The sequence below is a fragment of the Klebsiella sp. WP8-S18-ESBL-06 genome, from assembly GCF_014169755.1.
Taxonomy (GTDB): Bacteria; Pseudomonadota; Gammaproteobacteria; order Enterobacterales; family Enterobacteriaceae; genus Kluyvera; species Kluyvera ascorbata_B.
The window spans coordinates 1227138-1243466 of sequence record NZ_AP022256.1; the positions used below are offsets into that span (position 1 = coordinate 1227138).

At 56.2% G+C, this 16329-nt stretch carries 15 protein-coding genes; 4 read left to right on the top strand and 11 right to left on the bottom strand.

The window, feature by feature from the left end:
• The first annotated feature begins 5 nt into the window (after positions 1-5).
• Positions 6-1112 (top strand): fimbrial protein, encoded by a 1107-nt coding sequence (locus H7R76_RS05910; RefSeq protein WP_106928360.1) that lies wholly within the window; start codon positions 6-8, stop codon positions 1110-1112.
• A 35-nt stretch (positions 1113-1147) separates the two neighbouring features.
• On the opposite strand, the gene H7R76_RS05915 is transcribed toward H7R76_RS05910, so the two are convergent.
• From H7R76_RS05915 to H7R76_RS05960, 10 genes are all read right to left on the bottom strand, one after another.
• Entirely contained in the window at positions 1148-2161 is a 1014-nt protein-coding gene (locus H7R76_RS05915) for an ABC transporter substrate-binding protein (RefSeq protein WP_182967217.1), read from the bottom strand.
• Positions 2162-2172: 11 nt separating this feature from the next.
• The gene (locus H7R76_RS05920) at positions 2173-4305 is read right to left on the bottom strand and encodes a TonB-dependent receptor (protein WP_182967219.1); all 2133 of its coding nucleotides are present in this window, start codon (positions 4303-4305) and stop codon (positions 2173-2175) included.
• Between the two features lie 201 nt (positions 4306-4506).
• Positions 4507-4929, bottom strand: coding sequence for a KPN_00521 family repetitive protein (locus tag H7R76_RS05925; RefSeq protein WP_106928366.1), 423 nt, complete (start codon positions 4927-4929; stop codon positions 4507-4509).
• 122 nt (positions 4930-5051) lie between these two features.
• A complete protein-coding gene (locus H7R76_RS05930; protein ID WP_106928367.1) occupies positions 5052-5819 on the bottom strand; it encodes a heme ABC transporter ATP-binding protein in 768 nt (255 codons plus the stop codon).
• The gene (locus H7R76_RS05935) at positions 5816-6808 is read right to left on the bottom strand and encodes a FecCD family ABC transporter permease (RefSeq protein ID WP_227673946.1); all 993 of its coding nucleotides are present in this window, start codon (positions 6806-6808) and stop codon (positions 5816-5818) included. Before H7R76_RS05935 ends, H7R76_RS05930 begins: the two co-directional genes overlap by 4 nt.
• 51 nt (positions 6809-6859) lie before the next feature.
• The gene (locus tag H7R76_RS05940) at positions 6860-7483 is read right to left on the bottom strand and encodes an SDR family oxidoreductase (RefSeq protein WP_182967221.1); all 624 of its coding nucleotides are present in this window, start codon (positions 7481-7483) and stop codon (positions 6860-6862) included.
• Positions 7483-7977, bottom strand: a complete 495-nt coding sequence (hutX, locus tag H7R76_RS05945) for a heme utilization cystosolic carrier protein HutX (protein ID WP_182930156.1) — start codon at positions 7975-7977, stop codon at positions 7483-7485. Before hutX ends, H7R76_RS05940 begins: the two co-directional genes overlap by 1 nt.
• A 12-nt stretch (positions 7978-7989) precedes the next feature.
• On the bottom strand, positions 7990-9327 hold the full coding sequence (gene hutW / locus H7R76_RS05950) for a heme anaerobic degradation radical SAM methyltransferase ChuW/HutW (protein ID WP_182930594.1): 1338 nt from the start codon (positions 9325-9327) through the stop codon (positions 7990-7992).
• 23 nt (positions 9328-9350) lie between these two features.
• Positions 9351-10175, bottom strand: coding sequence for a heme/hemin ABC transporter substrate-binding protein (locus H7R76_RS05955; RefSeq protein ID WP_106928438.1), 825 nt, complete (start codon positions 10173-10175; stop codon positions 9351-9353).
• Between the two features lie 2 nt (positions 10176-10177).
• On the bottom strand, positions 10178-12325 hold the full coding sequence (locus H7R76_RS05960) for a TonB-dependent receptor (protein WP_182934806.1): 2148 nt from the start codon (positions 12323-12325) through the stop codon (positions 10178-10180).
• 313 nt (positions 12326-12638) lie between these two features.
• Here H7R76_RS05960 and H7R76_RS05965 point away from each other — a divergent pair, with 313 nt between their 5' ends.
• Positions 12639-12983: a DUF1294 domain-containing protein gene (locus tag H7R76_RS05965; RefSeq protein ID WP_182967223.1), complete on the top strand. Its 345-nt coding sequence runs from the start codon at positions 12639-12641 to the stop codon at positions 12981-12983.
• Between the two features lie 79 nt (positions 12984-13062).
• On the opposite strand, the gene H7R76_RS05970 is transcribed toward H7R76_RS05965, so the two are convergent.
• On the bottom strand, positions 13063-14019 hold the full coding sequence (locus H7R76_RS05970; RefSeq protein ID WP_182967225.1) for an alpha/beta hydrolase: 957 nt from the start codon (positions 14017-14019) through the stop codon (positions 13063-13065).
• 245 nt (positions 14020-14264) lie between these two features.
• On the opposite strand from H7R76_RS05970, the gene H7R76_RS05975 reads away from it, so the two are divergent.
• Positions 14265-15161: a LysR family transcriptional regulator gene (locus H7R76_RS05975; protein WP_227673947.1), complete on the top strand. Its 897-nt coding sequence runs from the start codon at positions 14265-14267 to the stop codon at positions 15159-15161.
• A 266-nt stretch (positions 15162-15427) separates the two neighbouring features.
• The gene (locus tag H7R76_RS05980; protein ID WP_106928379.1) at positions 15428-16144 is read left to right on the top strand and encodes a YebC/PmpR family DNA-binding transcriptional regulator; all 717 of its coding nucleotides are present in this window, start codon (positions 15428-15430) and stop codon (positions 16142-16144) included.
• Positions 16145-16329 lie beyond the last annotated feature (185 nt).

Genomic DNA, 16329 nt, shown 5'->3' on the forward strand with positions numbered 1-16329 from the left:
CGAATATGAATCGAAGATATGCTCTTTTTGGCTGGCTGATATTGCTGGTCGCGGGGATCAGCAGCCCACGGGTGTGGGCGGAAAGCTGCAACACCACCGTTGGCGACATGACCATTAACACCCAGAACGTGCAGTACCTGCCGACGCTGCCGGTCAATTCGCAGATGTCGCATTCGCTGGCGGATAACGGCAGCGGTATTCACTTTACCTGTGACCTGCAGGCACCGGCTTCCGCCTGGAAAAGGCTGATTTACCAGCAGGTAGATACTTCCGGTGCCGCTATCGCGGTGAACGGGGTGCACATTTTTGCCAGTAAGCTCAGCGGGCTGGGCTATTCGCTGGGCTTTCAGTGCAACGGCGGGGCGGTGCACTACATCGATGGCACGTCTTCTCCGGCAGGGAAAGAGTCGGTCACCGTGTGCGACAGTGCCGATCTGCCTTCACTGCTTTCCGAGCGTGAGATTATTGTGAAGGCGTATGTCACCTTCTATAAAATTGGCGATGTGCAGTTGGTCAGCGGTAACCACGCTAACGTGGAGTCGCAGCCGCAGGTCGGGAAGCTGTATATGGAACAGCAGGATGCTTCAGGAAACGGCACGGCCACCTCGTCGCCGACGTTCCTGAGTTTGTCGGCCCTGAACGTGGATATTGGCTCCAGCGGCAGCTGCGAGGTCGCGACAACGACCATCAATGTTGGCCTGGGATCAGTCAATAAATCCGCGTTCAAAGGCGTCAATACCACCGGCGGCAGCGCGCAAAACTTTGCCATCCCGGTGTACTGCTCGCAGCCAACGGACGTACGCATCGGCTTTTTCGGCCTGGAGGCCGACGCCAGCCTGCCGGATACGCTGGCATTAACCCAGGGCGAGGGTACGGCTAAAGGCGTGGGTATTAAGCTGAGCTATGGCAGTAACGACGCGCCGGCACCGACCGCTGGCACCGCGGTGAAGCTTAACGAATCGGCGAATCTGCCGGTGCTGAAGAACGTGAAGGCCAGCAGCGTCTCCAGCGCCGAGCGTATCAACTTTACTGCGCAGTACGTACAGACGGGCAGTACCGTGAGTGCCGGCACGGCCAACAGCATGGCGACATTTACGCTGATTTATAACTGACGCTTGCCGTTGCTATGCCGCGCCATCCGGCGCGGCTAAACGTCGGATGGCGGCAGCGCCTGTAAAATGCGCAGCGCTTCTGCGTCGTTCAGCAGGTAGTCAAAGAAACGGCGGTAAAACGCCTGCGTCACGCTTGCCATGTTAACGTCCGGAAATAAGTCTGGATGCAGCATGGCTGCCGCCCATTGAATTTGTAGCGCGCTTTCGGTGCCATAGCGATCCCACGGGAAAACGCCCGCAGGGTTCTGTTGCACTCGATTGTTTTTCACCGCCTTCAGCCCGGCGAACAGCCCGGCGTAGGCAGAATTCGCCAGAGAACCGCAGTTCGCGCCCAGAATGATCACATCGGGTTGCCAGGCGAGTACCTGTTCCGGCGAGACTTCTCTCATATTTCCCTCTATACCCGCCGCCGCATTTTTGCCGCCGGCCAGCGTTATCCAGGTGTCGATCAGCGTTTTGCTTCCGTCCACTTTCAACGGCTTGAGCGATTGGATATGCAGTACCGTTGGACGCTGTGCGTCGGTAAGCCCCTGCGTTTTATGCTGCACGTTCTGGAGGACCGATTGTAGATACTGGTTGTAATCCGCCGCACGCTGACGTGCCGTTTGTGTTCCCAGCGCTTCAGCGGTGGTAGTGACGGATTTCATCAATGAGGGATAATCGGTAAATGCCATCTCGAGCGTCGGTAAGCCAGCCTGACGGTAGCTTTCTGCGCGATCGTTACCCCTGGCGGTAAAGACCAGATCCACCCGTTTTGCCAATAGGCTTTCCGGGTTAAAGGCCGTGCCGCGAACCTGGAGGGCGTGATGGAGCGTCGGGGTGATTTTAAACATCCACGGCTGGCTTTCGGGATGGTTAACGGTGGCGACAATCACGCTGCCTGCACCCAGGGTCATCAGCACCGAATGGTGCGCAAACCAGCCGTCGGCAATTGCGCTAACCCGATCGGGTACCGTTACGGTATGACCAGCATCATCCACGACCTGACGCGAGGCCAGGGCGGGGAAGGCTAGCCACGCGCAGAGTAACCACGCATGGCGACGTTTCATATGAGTGCTCCTTAAAAATCAATCTGCATGGAGAGCTCAGCCTGACGCGGTGCGCCCAGCTGTGCGCTGGCGTAGCCCGCGCCGGTATAACCGGTCAGCGCGCCCGGGACCACGTTGGTCCAGTAGCGGCGATTGGTCAGGTTGGTGACGTCCAGACGGAAGGTGACCGGCGTATTGAACATGCGGGTCGCGTAGCTCCCGCCTACGTCGACGGTCGTATAGCTTCCGACCCAGCTATCGTTGGCATTATCGGTCGCGCGGCGACCGACGTAGCGTACATTGGTGTCAACATCGACGCCCGGCAACTGCTCGAGGCTATATACCGCCAGCATGCTGGCGGTGAATCGCGGCAGGCCGACGACCTGTTTGCCGTTAGCGCTTGCGCTTGCCGTGTCGTGCAGACGCGGATCGAGCCAGGTGGCACCGCCGAACAGGCGCAGGTTACGCGTGACGTGCCCGTCAGCCATCAGCTCCAGACCTCGGTTTTTCTGCGTGCCGTCTTCGGCAAAATCGCCGCTCTCATTGGTGTAGGCGAACGGACGTTTCGCCTGGAATAACGCGGCAGAGAGCATCAGATCGTCAATCGGAGCATATTTGGCCCCCACTTCAATTTGATGGCTACGGTACGGGTCGAGGATCTGTCCGGCATTGCTGGCGCCTGCCGGTGCGGTATCACCCTGCTGCATGCTATCAGCCCAAGTGGTGTACAGGGTGATATTGTCCAGTGGCTTATACATCAGGCTGGCTGAACCGCTGGCCCCGCGATCCTTTTTATCGCTGGTCTGCTGACGGGACTTATTGTAGTTACTGACCGTGAACAGATTTTCACTGCCGGAAAGCAGCAGGCTCCACTGCGGGCTAAAGTGCAGCGTGTCGCTCAGCAGAAAAGCGTGCTGAGTCGTGGTGGCGGATTGATAGCGACGGTTAAAGTCCGGGTACGGCGGTCGTGGATAGGTTGGGTGCTGATCCAGCGAGGAGTGACCGAGCGTGAAGGTCCCTCCGTTTACCGGATTATAGTTTTTCCACACGAAGCCGCGTACGCCGGTACTGATATCGTGCGTTAACCAGCCGGTGTCGACGCTGCCGGTCAGGTTAGCCATATAGCTATTGATCGTAAAGCGGCTGGCGGCCGAGTTGGCGGTGGTGGTGGTGTAACTGCCGCGATTGTCGGTCAGCGTGTTGGTCACGGTGGTTGATTCCCGATCCGCTATCTGGCGCAGCACGCCGACGTCCAGCAGCCAGTTTCCGTCGAAATCATGCTTCAGATGCAGGCTGGCGGTGCTGGTTTCATCGTCATTACCTGCGTAGCGCTGACCGTATTTCGCTTTGGTTGCGTCAAGCGGGGAAGGGAAGTGTACGCCTTTGGCCAATGCAAACGACCCGGCCATGCCTTTTTCATAATAGTGGTAGTAGCTGAAGTTGCTCTCCAGTACCGTTTTATCGGTCAGCTGGAAGTCCAGGCCCAGGCTCGCCAGCTGGCGGCGTTTATGGCTGCCGCTGGTATAGCCATGGCCCTCGTCATTGAGCAGGTTGAGGCGATATTTGACGCGGTCACTGTCGTCAATCGGTCCGCTGAAATCCAGCGCGGTTAACGCGCCGTTGCCGGTGCTAGCACCTACAGTGACGCGGTGCAGCGGAGTGTCGGTGGGGCGTTTGGAGACCAGATTAAACATCCCGGCAGGGTTGGCTGGGCCATAAAGCGATCCCGCAAGACCGCTCAGGACCTCCACGCTCTGGAACTGTTCAGCGGCGTATTCTGTGGTGGAGACAGCGTTCAGGCCATCAATCATATGGTTTTGCACCACGCTGCCCTGCATGCCACGGGTTTGCGGTCGGACGCCCTCTCCCTGAACGGAAGGCATATAGCGGTAAACATCCTTAACGCTTTTTAGCTGCTGTTGGTTTATCAACGACGACGACAGGGTTTGTACCGACCATGGAACATCAATCAGTGCGCGCTTACCCAGCCCGCCGATCGTGGCTTCTTTTTGTGAGGCCAGCGGCTCTTGCTGCGTGCCTTCTGCTGCCGCTGTGGAACTACCGGAGACCACCATGGTGTCTTCAGCGTAGCCAGGATGGGTGATGGCCAGGCATGACAGCGCCAGTAGGCCCATATTGAACGGTTTGCTTTTATAAGAGAACATTTTGAATTCAGTGTGTTAGCGGAAAGACTGGTGGTAAGCGAGTTACCATCGACGCATGAGGGGAACAGCTATTATTATTTGTGTGATGAATATGATGTGAGCTTTCGATATATAAGTCAATATATAACGAAGGGGTAGATCAGGCGAAAAAAAACGCCCAATGTTTCCATTGGGCGTCGGGTGTCGAGCGGGGGAAGAACGTTATTCGCTAACTTTTTTCTGCAGGTCAGCGGCACCTTCTTTGGTTTTATCCCAGCCTTCTTCAGCACCTTTTTTCGTGGCGTCCCAGCCTTTCTGGGAAGTCTCTTTGGTTTTGTTCCAGCCTTTCTGCGCACCTTCTTTGGTGGCATCCCACCCTTTTTCCGTGCCTTCTTTGGTTTTGTGCCAGGTCTTCTGAGCGCCTTCGCTGACCTGACTGCCGACGCTGTCGCTTTTGCCTTCAGCGGCGTGTTTGGATTTCAGTTTTAGCTCTTCGCCCTGATTTTGCGCCTGATGCAGTTTCTCTTTGGCAGTATTCGCGTGCGCCTGAGCCTCGGCGACCGTCTCATCGGTAGCGTGTGTGGTCGCAGCGAAAACCGGGGAAGCCAGCAGGAGTGCTGAAAGTGCAATCGTTGTTTTTTTCATCTTAAATCCTCATCAGTTTGTGAGCGTTAGAAAGCATGGCACAGACATTCTGATGCGGCTCTAGGAATAAACTGTAATTGAATCATTGTGTTCCCAAGGCGGTTTTCACCGCCTGACAATTATCATCGTTCCAGCACGATGAGCGGCGCGTCATCGTGGGACTGCGTAACGCGCATTTCGGCCTGGTAAAGGCTGCGCAGCGCCGGTTCGGTCAACACCTCCTGCGGCGTACCGTTGCTGACGACTCGCCCCTTTTCCAGCAGTATGATGCGATCGGCGTAGCGTGCGGCGAGGTTGAGATCGTGCAGCACGCAGCAGACGTTAAACTGACGTTCCTGCACCAGTTGACGGAGCAGGCGAAACAGGTGCTGCTGGTGGTGAATGTCCAGCGCCGACGTGGGTTCATCAAGAAACAGCCATTTAGGCGAGGGCTCGGGCTCCCACAGCTGTACCAGTAATCGTGCCAGCTGCACCCGCTGCTGTTCGCCACCGGAAAGATGGCGATAGTCGCGAGCGGCCAGCTCGCTACAGCCGCAGAGTGCCAGAATGCGCTCGCTTTCGTCACCCGGATTGCGGGTTCGGTGAGGGTGGCGGCCCATACGCACCACTTCCATCACGCTGAACGGAAAGGCCATGTGACAGTTCTGGCGCATGACCGCTCGCGTTCTCGCCAGCTCTGCCGTTGGCCATTCGCTAAGTGGCTTACCTAACAGCGAACACTGGCCGCTATCCGGCTGCAGATAACCGGTTAGCTGGCGTAGCAGGGTGGATTTCCCCGCGCCGTTCGGCCCGAGAATAGCCACAATTTCGCCGCCGGGTAGCGTCAGAGAGACGTTATTCGTCAGGCGTCGCCCCTGAATGCTGTACGTCAGGTTACGGGCGTCAATCATAGCGCTCTCCGGGTACGTAAAATCAGCCATAAAAAGTAGGGGCCGCCGATCAGGCTGGTCAGCAGACCTACCGGCATTTCTGCAGGCTGGACCAGCGTACGCGCCAGGGTGTCGGCGACCAGCAGCAGGCTGGCACCTGCCAGCGTTGAGCAGGGGATGAGCCAGCGGTGGTCGGCGCCGATGGTCATGCGGATAAGATGCGGGATAACCAGACCAATAAAGCCAATCACCCCGCTGACCGATACCGCCGCGCCGACCAGCAGCGAGCTCAGCAATAACAGCTGCTGGCGCCTGCGTTTGACGTTGACGCCGAGGTAGTGCGCCTCTTCGTCCCCGAGCTGCAGCAGGTTAAGCGTGTTTGCCAGCCAGGCGGTGGCGAGCATGGCGGGAAGCGCAAAGGAGGCTGCTACGATCAGCGTGGGCCACTGCGCCTGCCCGAGGCTGCCCATCATCCACAGCGTGAGCTGGCGCAGCTGTTGCTCGTCGCCGATGTAGCTCAGGATACCTATCGCCGCGCCGCACAGGGCATTGATGGCGATGCCCGCCAGCAGCAGCTGCATCATGCCGCCGTGGGTGTGGCGCAGGCTGATGAGAAAGATCACCGCGCAAACCACCAGGCTGCCGGCGACGGCGAAGATCATCTGTTCATACAGCATCATCACCGCGGGGAGTGAAAGCGGAAAGATAATCGCCATGCCGACCATCAGCGCCGAACCGCTGCTGACGCCCAACAGGCCCGGATCGGCCATTGGATTGCGGAACAGTCCCTGCATGATGACCCCCGCTGTTGCCAGCGCGCCGCCAACCAGCACGGCCAGCAGCACGCGCGGCAGGCGAATATTGAGCCAGATATCGCGATATTGCTCGTCCAGCAGGGAGGTGAAGGTGATTTTTAGCGCACCCTGGCTGGCGCCAACCAGTACGAGCATCGCCAGTATCAGCAGCAGGCCGATAAAAACGCTGAAGGATGAGAGTGAATCCTTGAACACGCAAATCTCCATAACATCGATGCGGCGCTGCCGGGCAGCGCCGCGAAGGGATTAGGCCGGTTTAAGGCCCGGCTCGATCAGGCTGTAAACCTGATGATTGAGCGTTGGGGCGCTGGCCAGCGCCTGAATATGCGCCGCCACGTCGGCACGCTGCACAAAACCATGTACTTCCTGCTGCTGAATGCGCTGCGCTTTGCCGCTGCCCGCGCCGTTAAGCAGGCCGCCGGGGCGCAATATGGCATAGTCCAGCGTGCTGGTTTGAAGCCAGCTTTCCGCCAGCGTTTTTTCTCTGACCGCCTGACCAAATGCCGCCTTCGCACGTTCGGAAAGGAACGGCCAGCTGTCGCCGCAGCCCAGTGAGGTCACCAGAATCATCCGGCGGATACCCGCGCGCTCCGCGGCATCAATGACCGTCCGGTGCGCCAGGTAGTCGTGCGCGCCGCCCATGGTGGATATCACCGTGGCCGACGGGCCCGCGGCCAGGCAAGCCTGCGCAACGCACTTGGCGTCGCAGGCATCGCCGACGATTGTCGTTACGCCGCTAGCCTGTAGACGTGCAGCGGCCTCAGCGGTGCGCACAAGCGCCACGACCGGGCGTTTTTCGACCCGCGCGCGCTCAAGCGTCATGGCCCCCACGCCCTGTCCACCGGCACCAAAAATCAGCCACGGGCTCATCAGGCATCCCCTTTCAGCGCGGCGGCCAGGGTACGGAAGGCATCAACCTGCTCGCTCAGCAGCTGGCGGTGATCATCGCGGCCGAGGAAGATTTTGAACATCGCGCTACCCGCGGCGTTGAAGAACAAGATTGAGGCAGTATCCATCGCCATAAATTTACGTTCGACCAGCGCGATGTGGGTGCAGTTTTCCGCCTTGATGTGGCCGGTCATCCCCTTTTTACCGCGCAGGTTGAAGTAGCCGTGGCGGTGGAAACCGGACGGCAGCTCGCCGGTAAATTCCAGAATGACGTCAGCGGTATGCACCAGCGTGGTGACTTTGCCCCATTGGCAAACGCTGTCCCAGACGGTGTCAAACCGATCGCCGCTCACCAGCGTGTGGGACGGCAGATGGCGTACCACGTCCAGCAGCGTGGTGTTGTATTGCCCGGCGATGGCTTCCAGCGTGCCGTCGGGCTCGGTTTTTAAAAAGTCGTGCAGAGAAACGTTGCTCATCATTAGCTCCTGTTATGGGGTTTCTACCGCAATACGCGGTGCGTTAAGCTCCTGAATCAGTTCATCAAGAGACTGTAAAATGTTGCTGGCCCAAAAACGGCCTTCGTTGGTCAGACGCAGACAGGTGGAAGCGTCCTGGGTTAATCCCGCGCGGTGCCACTGTGCCAGCAGCGGAGCGAGACGGGCGGCGTGTGGCGTCAGATCGTCCAGCGGTACGCGAGCCGTTTCAACGCCAGCCTGTAGCGTATGTCGCCACTGGAAGCCACGGTCGGCGGTACGCATCATCATCATCAGCGGCTTTTTGCCGGCAGCGATGGCGTCATGCCAGTTGTTCAGATTGCGTTCGACCATCCACGAATAGCCATTGACTGAGCCGCCCGCGCCGGAACCCAGCGCCAGGCAGTCTGCGCCTTGCTTAATCAATAGGTTATAGAGATTGCGTTCGCGGGTGGTGCGCGCCCAGTGGCTGTTGCTAATACAGCGCCATCCGGCCTGCGCCATAAAGTCGCAGCCCTGGAGGTACAAATCGCGGCGCTCCGCTGGCTGCGGTACCTGAGTGCGCCCATTTTCAACCGCTTTGCCGAGCGGCGTATTTGGCAACAGGTTCAATGCGTAGAGATCTACGCCGTCCAGGCCGATATCGCGGGCGATCGCCAGATCCTCGCCCCACAGCGTGGCATCCTGTCCCGGCAGGCCAAACAGCAGATCGCACACCACCGCGGCGCGATCGCGGCGCACCAGGCCTTCCATAAAGGCGATGGCGGTAGGGCCGTCGGAGGTGCGGGCCATTTTTTTACGGATTTTGCTGTTAAATGACTGAATACCAATCGAGAAACGGTTTGCCCCCGCGTCCAGGCAAGCGTCGATGCGCGCGTCATCAAAGTTCAGCACGCGGCCTTCAATGGTTATCTCACAGTCCGGTGCCAGCGGCAGACGTTCGCGCAGGGCGGTAATAATGCGTGCCAGATCGCGAGCGGAGAGCGCAGAAGGCGTGCCGCCGCCGAAGTAGACCGCATGAATCGGCGCGGACTGATGCAAAACGCTATCGGCCTCCATCGCAATTTCATGCAGCAGCGCGTCGGTATAACGCGCACAGCTATCTTCTTCATAACGGTTCTGATAGAAGCCGCAGAAGGTACAGTGGGTGGCACAAAACGGAATGTGCAGATACAGCAGGCGTTTGCGCGGCGGCGCGGCCTGGCTCAGTACCTGCTGCCAGGTGGGCTCCAGCTGTTCTTTGGCGATCGGAACGGCGCCTCGCCAGGGCATTGTCGCCCGGCGATCTTTGAAGGGCTGACCGCCCTCCTGCGCGAAGTGCGGGGTGAGATCCAGTTCGTTGTCGGTATTCAGCATAACGGGTATTTCAACATCCTTTAGTTTGGCCACAACTGGCGGTGCAGCGTTTCAACGGCGTCGGCGACGCGCGGGCCCATTCCCAGGATCAGTGCCTGATCGAGAGTGATGATCCGTTTATTTTTCCACGCGGCGGTGCGCGTGATGCCAGCGATGGTGCTCAGGCGGTTGATATCGCCTTCTACCATCTGTGAGGTAACGATAATGACCTGCGGATTGGCGGCGATCAGCGCTTCGGCGCTGTAGCTGCGATACTGCGGATGCTGAGCGACATTTTTCGCCCCCGCGAGCGTCATAATGGCGTCGGCAACGCTGCCTTGTCCGGCAACCTGCGGCGCGCTGCCGCCAGCGCTGAGAATAAACAGGGCGGTAACCGGCGCCGGCTGGCTGGCGGTGCTTTGGGCGACGTTGGCCAGACGCTGGCGAATGTTGTTAACCAGCGCGTTGCCTTTGTCGTCTTCGTTCAGCGTTTTCGCCAGTGCGTGAATATTGGCGTACATCTGCTCGACGGTTGCCGGAACGCGCGGCAGCGTAACGACGTCTACTTTCTGCGCCCGGAGCTGATCGAAGACGAGCTGCGGCCCCGCGTCCTGCCAGGTGATAAAGCGGCTGGGGCGCAGCGACAAAATGCCTTCGCTGCTGAGCTGTTTCCAGTAGCCAATATGCGGCAGGGCCGCGGTTTCTGGCGGGTAGCTGGTGGTTTCATCAACGCCGACTACGCGGTCACCCGCGCCCATGGCATAAATCAGTTCGCTCAGCGAACCGCCCGCAACCACAATGCGCTCGGCTGCCTGCGCGCTAAGCGCACAGGTTAAGGCCAGTAATCCTATGGCGAGTTTTTTCATCATCAGAAGTTCCAGGCAAAGCCGATGGCCGCGTTAAAGCCCGCCGCAGGAATGGATTCGTGCGCCGTGCGGTAGCGTTTATCGGTCAGGTTGTTGAGAGCAAGGTTGACCTGATACTGGTCGTTAGCACCGAATTCGGTATTGACGGCCAGGTTCAGCGTTGCCCAGCCGGGGCTGCGTGTTTCGGTACCGCTGCTGTCGTCCTTAGCGCTTGAGGCAGCGCGGATAAAGACGTCAGAGGTGACGTTCGCGGCGTTTAGCATCAGCGTGTGTTTGAGCCCAACGCGGCCGTTGATCGTGGGTTCACCGGTGTGAGTGGTTTTCAGCGTCGCGGTTTCGTACTGGCGGCGAATCAGGTTACCGCTGATGTAAGGGGAAACGGCCCAGCCGTTATATTCCGCGCTTAGCTCCATTCCCCAGGTTTTGGCTTTGTCCATGTTGTCGTAGTAATAGTAGCCGCCGCGTGAGGTGGCGCTATTGCCTTTGCAGACGGCTTCCCCTGCGCAGGCTACGCTGGCGATATAGTCTTTGGCTTCGGAATAGTAGACGGCACCGTCGACCAGCCACATGTTACCGTTGTAGCGAGCGCCCAATTCAACATTATTGGAGTGTTCTGCTTTCAGGTCCGGATTCCCGTAGGTCACGCTGCCGCCGGCGGACGTTTGCATAAACAGCTGCGAAAGCGTAGGGAATACGTAGCCCTGGGCAAACGCTGCGCGTAGCTCAACGTTGTCGAAACCGGAGTAGCGCAGGCTGGTCGACGTGACCAGCTCGCTGTCATGCGCCGACTGCCCTGGGATCGAGGCATCGCTGGTGACGCCGGAAGCGGTTGATTGACCGTCACCGCGGGTCAGTTTTGATGACAGCCAGTACTGGCGAGCGCCCAGCGTCCACGTCCAGTTGTCGGCAAAGTGCCAGTCGTTCTGCGCAAACAGGGAGGTATTGCTTTGTTCTGACTCGTAATAAGAACGGGTTTGCGTTGCGGTATTGATCAAACCGGTCGCCGATTGATTGGTGGTATTCCCGGCTGACGTCTGAGATACCCGGTCGCGTTTATACTGTGCGCCCAGCACCAGGTTGTTATCCGCTGGCAGGGTAAAATTGCTTTGCAGCGTAAGGCCCTGGGTATACTGCTTATCGTGCGTGTGGGTCTGATTATGCACGGTCAGCGCCTGAATCATCGGGCTCGGAATGGCCTGCGTGGTTTTCACCTCATTCTCAAACTGGCGCTCGATCGTCTGCTGATAAGCGTCAATATGGATCTTTTTCAGGTAGTCGCCGTCTACGTCTATATCGTAGAACAGGCCCACTTTTTCGCGCTCCAGCTTCGGAATTTTTACGCTAAAGGCGTCATAAGCCCCTTCGGTATCTTCAAAATAGGTCTGGGTAGAGAGCCGGTAGCGATCCAGCGACAGGCCAAAGTGCTGGTTGTCGAGGTTATAGCCCAGCCAGATAGCCTGGCTGTTATTGCGGTTGTGGGTGTCCGGCAGGCGGCCGTCAGGGGTTTTTCGGTCGCCCTGGTCGGAATAGCTGCCGTTAATGCGGTAGTCGAATTGTCCGATGCTGCCCCAGGCCGCGGCCGACTCTTCCCAGCCTGCGGTTGAGGAGTTGTAGACCGCTTTTACGGTTCCCGCGATGGGCTTGTCGCCGCCTTTCCGGGTGATAAAGTTCACCACGCCGCCGATGGCCTGTGAGCCATAGAGCACGGAATAAGGGCCTTTCACGACTTCAATACGTTCCAGCGCCGATTCATCGATCAGCAGACCGACGCCATAGTTATCGCCAGCACGCTGGTAGGTTACTTCCTGCCCGTCAATGAGGATCAATACGCGAGAAGAGGCTTCGCCACGAATGCGAATCTGCTTACGGCCGGCCAGCGAGTTATCGGTGACTTCAACGCCGGGGATATCTTGCAGATCGTCAGCAATGGAGGTGCTGGTGGCATTTTTCAGCGTTTGCTGGTCAATCACCTGAATGGTCGCCGGACTTTCCCAGAGGCTGCTCTGCGCACGATTCGCCGTCACCACAAGCGTTTCTTCTTTAGGCGCTGCGTTTTGTGCTGCGTTTGCCGTGGTCGTGCCCACGGTGGTGGAAATACATATCGCTAGGGCCGAGAGTGCGAATGACCCCCGTGAGACGGTGTGTAGCATCATTAAACCTGTAAATGTATATGAGTATGATAATGATAATTAGTATCAAATAGACTTACATATGAAGATCTGTTGCGTCCAGCATTGAACATTCAAACGAAATGCATCTTTGATTTTGGTCAATTTATGCAGGTGGTAACAGACTGTTTTTCCAGTTAATTACTTGTCACTGTTAATAATTATGCGCCTAATTTTTTCGGCTTTTTGCCGGGAAAGCCGGCGGCCGAGTAACGCTGTAGCGACCCGTCAGGTAAACTGTTCCGGTTTGCATTTTCAGGGGAGTAGAGACGTCATGGTTCTGGGTGATTAGCGGGTGATGATAAATAAAATTTGCTGGGGGTTGTTGGTGCTGGCGTTGATAGCCAGCTTTGGGTTCGTTTATCCCGTTTTGGCGTGGCTGCTACTGATCAACATCCTGACCTTTCTGATTTACGGTGCGGATAAGCTTGCCGCCCGCAAAAGCTGGCAACGCGTACCGGAAAAAACGCTGCTGGCGTTTGGGCTGGCAGGCGGGTGGCCTGCCGCCTGGCTTGCGCAGCAGGCGTTCCGCCACAAAACGCAGAAACAGCCGTTCAGACGCTGGTTTTTTGGCAGCGTGGTTTTAAACCTCGCGGCGGTAGCGGCGGCGCTCTACCTCTGGCGGGGAGGGAGCTGGTAGCGAGACAGCGTGCCACATTGGCGGCAGTTGACTCAACGCACCAGGCCCATCCCGGCACGGAGCTGGTGCGTCAGGAATATCAGGATGGCTGCCCTGCCGGTGAACCTAAATACCGATGGTAAAAGGGAATAAGCTGCGCCAGCGCTTGCGACGTGGCTTCCGGGCGATCGTACAGATCGTAGTGAGAGGCACCGTGTACAACCTGAAGCGTTTTTTCCGTGGAGCGGGCGCGCTGATACAGCTCATAGCCGTCGCGGTATGAGCCAAAACCGCCGGGAACATCGCCAATAACAATATGCAGCGGCTGCGTCAGTAATTTTTCCGTAAAGGCAAATGCATCCCAATTTAACGCAGGGGCGATACTGGTAAAGCGCAGTTTGTTAGGTGAGCCGGTCTGACGTCCTCGTGGGGTGGTGTAATAATCCACCGCTTCAGCGATGTCGATATCGGTAATGCCTGATTCGGCCAGCTCAGCCATATCGGCAGGAATGTAGCCCACCACCAGAGGGTCGCTTCCACGGGCTTCCGCGGTGCGTTGTTTACCCAGCGCCTCAATCGTCTTGAGTGCGGCATCAGGGCTCGCGTCTCCCTCACGCAAGATGCGTCCATAGTTGGCAGCAACCACGGTTGCCACTGCACGGAAACGGTGGTCCGTGGTCGCGGCATTCACGGCATACCCGCCGCCGCCGCAGACGCCTAATACGCCAATGCGATCTTCATCGACATAGGGTAAGGTCACGAGATAGTCGATGGCGCAGCGAAAATCTTCCACCCGAGTGGCCGGGTTTTCGCTGAAACGCGGCTCGCCCCCGCTTTCGCCCTGCGTCGACGCATCAAAAGCCAGAGTGATAAATCCCGCCTCAGCCAGCTTTTGCCCATAGATTGCGCCCGATGTCTGTTCTTTGCAGCTACTGATGGGGTGAGCGCAGACAATGGCCGGGTATTTTTGATGCGGGGTAAATCCCTCCGGGAAGCGGAGAGTCGCTGCAACCTGCCAGCTGTTGTGCTTAAAGGAAACGGATTGTTGGTTCGTCATTGTATGAACTCCTGAAACGGGTTGCGGTGCCTAACGTACTGTTGCTTTCAAACAGCTACCTGCGTCATTCGCCAGTTTATCCGCGGTAATACACGACGCCTTGGCGAACAGACCATCGTCATTCATTCCGCTGTTTTCGAAAGCGTGGGCGACGTGTGCGGTGACGATGAAGTGATGATAGGGCTGGACACTGCTTTTGATTAGACGGAATAATGTGATGTCAGTTATTAGCGTGGCTTATTAATATGATCAAAGAGAACCTCAACGATCTCCTCATATTCCTGACGGTGGTTCGGGAAGGCAGTTTCACGCGCGCCGCAGCAAAAGCCGGGACGTCGCAGTCGGCGGTGAGCCAGACCATCAGTAATCTGGAAGCCCGTTTGCAGCTTAAATTGCTCAATCGCACCACCCGAAGCCTGACGCTAACCGAAGCGGGCGAACGTCTGGCGCAGCGGATTGGCCCAGCCATTGAAGAGATTGCCGAGGGGTTGGATCAGCTGGCTGAATGGCGGGATAAGCCTGCGGGCAGGGTGCGCATTTCCGCCGATGAATATGCTATCCAGCAGGTATTGTGGCCGAAACTGGCGCCGGTGCTGAGAAACTATCCCGATATTCACCTTGAGCTCATCACGGATTACGGCCTGGTGGATATTGCCAAAGAGCGTTTCGATGCTGGCGTACGCCGAGGAGGGCTGATCGCCCAGGATATGGTTGCGATACCGATTAGCGCCGAGCATCGTATGGCGGTCGTGGTGTCGCGCGATCATCTGCCCGCGCAAGGTTTACCAGAAAACCCGGAACAGCTACTGGCATTACCCTGTATTAATTTGCAGTTGCCTACGCATGGGCAGAATTTGTCATGGACATTTTTGATTAATGGGCAGGAGCAAAAGTTACGCGTGCAGGGGCAGATTATTGTTAACGGCATTAATCAAGTTCATCAAGCCTGCCTTGACGGCTATGGATTTGCATATGTTCCGCAGGCATTAGTGCAACATGATATTACCTCTGGCAAACTGCTCTCGGTACTTGAACGTTTCACCATTACCTATCCGAAATATTATTTATATTATACCAGCCGCTTGAAATCGTCGGCGGCGTTCAATGTCATTGTTGAGGCGCTAAGATATAAACAGCTTTAATACCAGAGTTCCCAATGTTATTGCTGTGGTTTTAAATATTATTACGATGGTCCAATTATGAATAATGAAAAAGGAATAGGAAGGTGAATTTGAAAGGGTTTATCCATAATGTTAACTATTGTTGAATTTAAAGTAACACCTCGTAAAATCGAGGTGTTTTCATTTTCATAGACGAGTATTTAACTGTCATGATATAATGCGGCGGAAAAACATGCGGGTTATTAACCGGTATGTAATGTGAATAAATTTTCGAGGAGACTATTCCAGTGGGACGTAAATGGGCCAACATTGTTGCTAAAAAAACCGCCAAAGACGGTGCAACATCTAACGTATATGCAAAGTTTGGTGTGGAAATCTATGCTGCTGCGAAACAAGGTGAGCCGGACCCGGAATCAAACTCAGCTTTAAAATTCGTTATTGAACGTGCGAAGCAAGCGCAGGTTCCAAAGCACGTTATCGATAAAGCCATTGATAAAGCTAAAGGTGGCAGCGACGAAACGTTCGTACAAGGGCGTTATGAAGGCTTTGGGCCGAATGGTTCCATGGTTATCGCTGAAACGCTGACTTCCAATGTAAACCGTACCATTGCTAATGTTCGCAACATTTTCAATAAAAAAGGCGGAAATATTGGTGCGACGGGTTCTGTCAGCTATATGTTTGACAATACTGGCGTGATCGTATTTAAAGGAACCGATCCTGACCGTATTTTTGAAATTTTGCTGGAAGCTGAAGTTGATGTTCGCGATGTAACCGAAGAAGAAGGGAATATCGTTATTTATACCGAAGCAACAGATCTTCATAAAGGCATTGCCGCGCTTAAAGCAGCCGGGATTACTGAGTTCACATCAACAGAATTAGAACTGATCGCGCAATCAGAAATTGAACTTTCGCCAGAAGATTTAGAAGTCTTTGAAGGGCTGGTTAATGCCCTTGAAGATGACGATGATGTTCAGAAAGTTTATCATAACGTTGCAAATCTCTAATTATATATTAAAAAAATCTGCCATTATGGCAGATTTTTTATCTTTTTAATTTTTATAAAAATAAATGTAGCCAGAAGCGATGGTGATATTAATGGCTGCTGCTCAAAGTCATCTCCCGAATTTAAATTTCAGGCCTTTATTCTCTTGGCGGTCGGTAGCGTATTGTGCCGTCTGGGGGCTTTGTT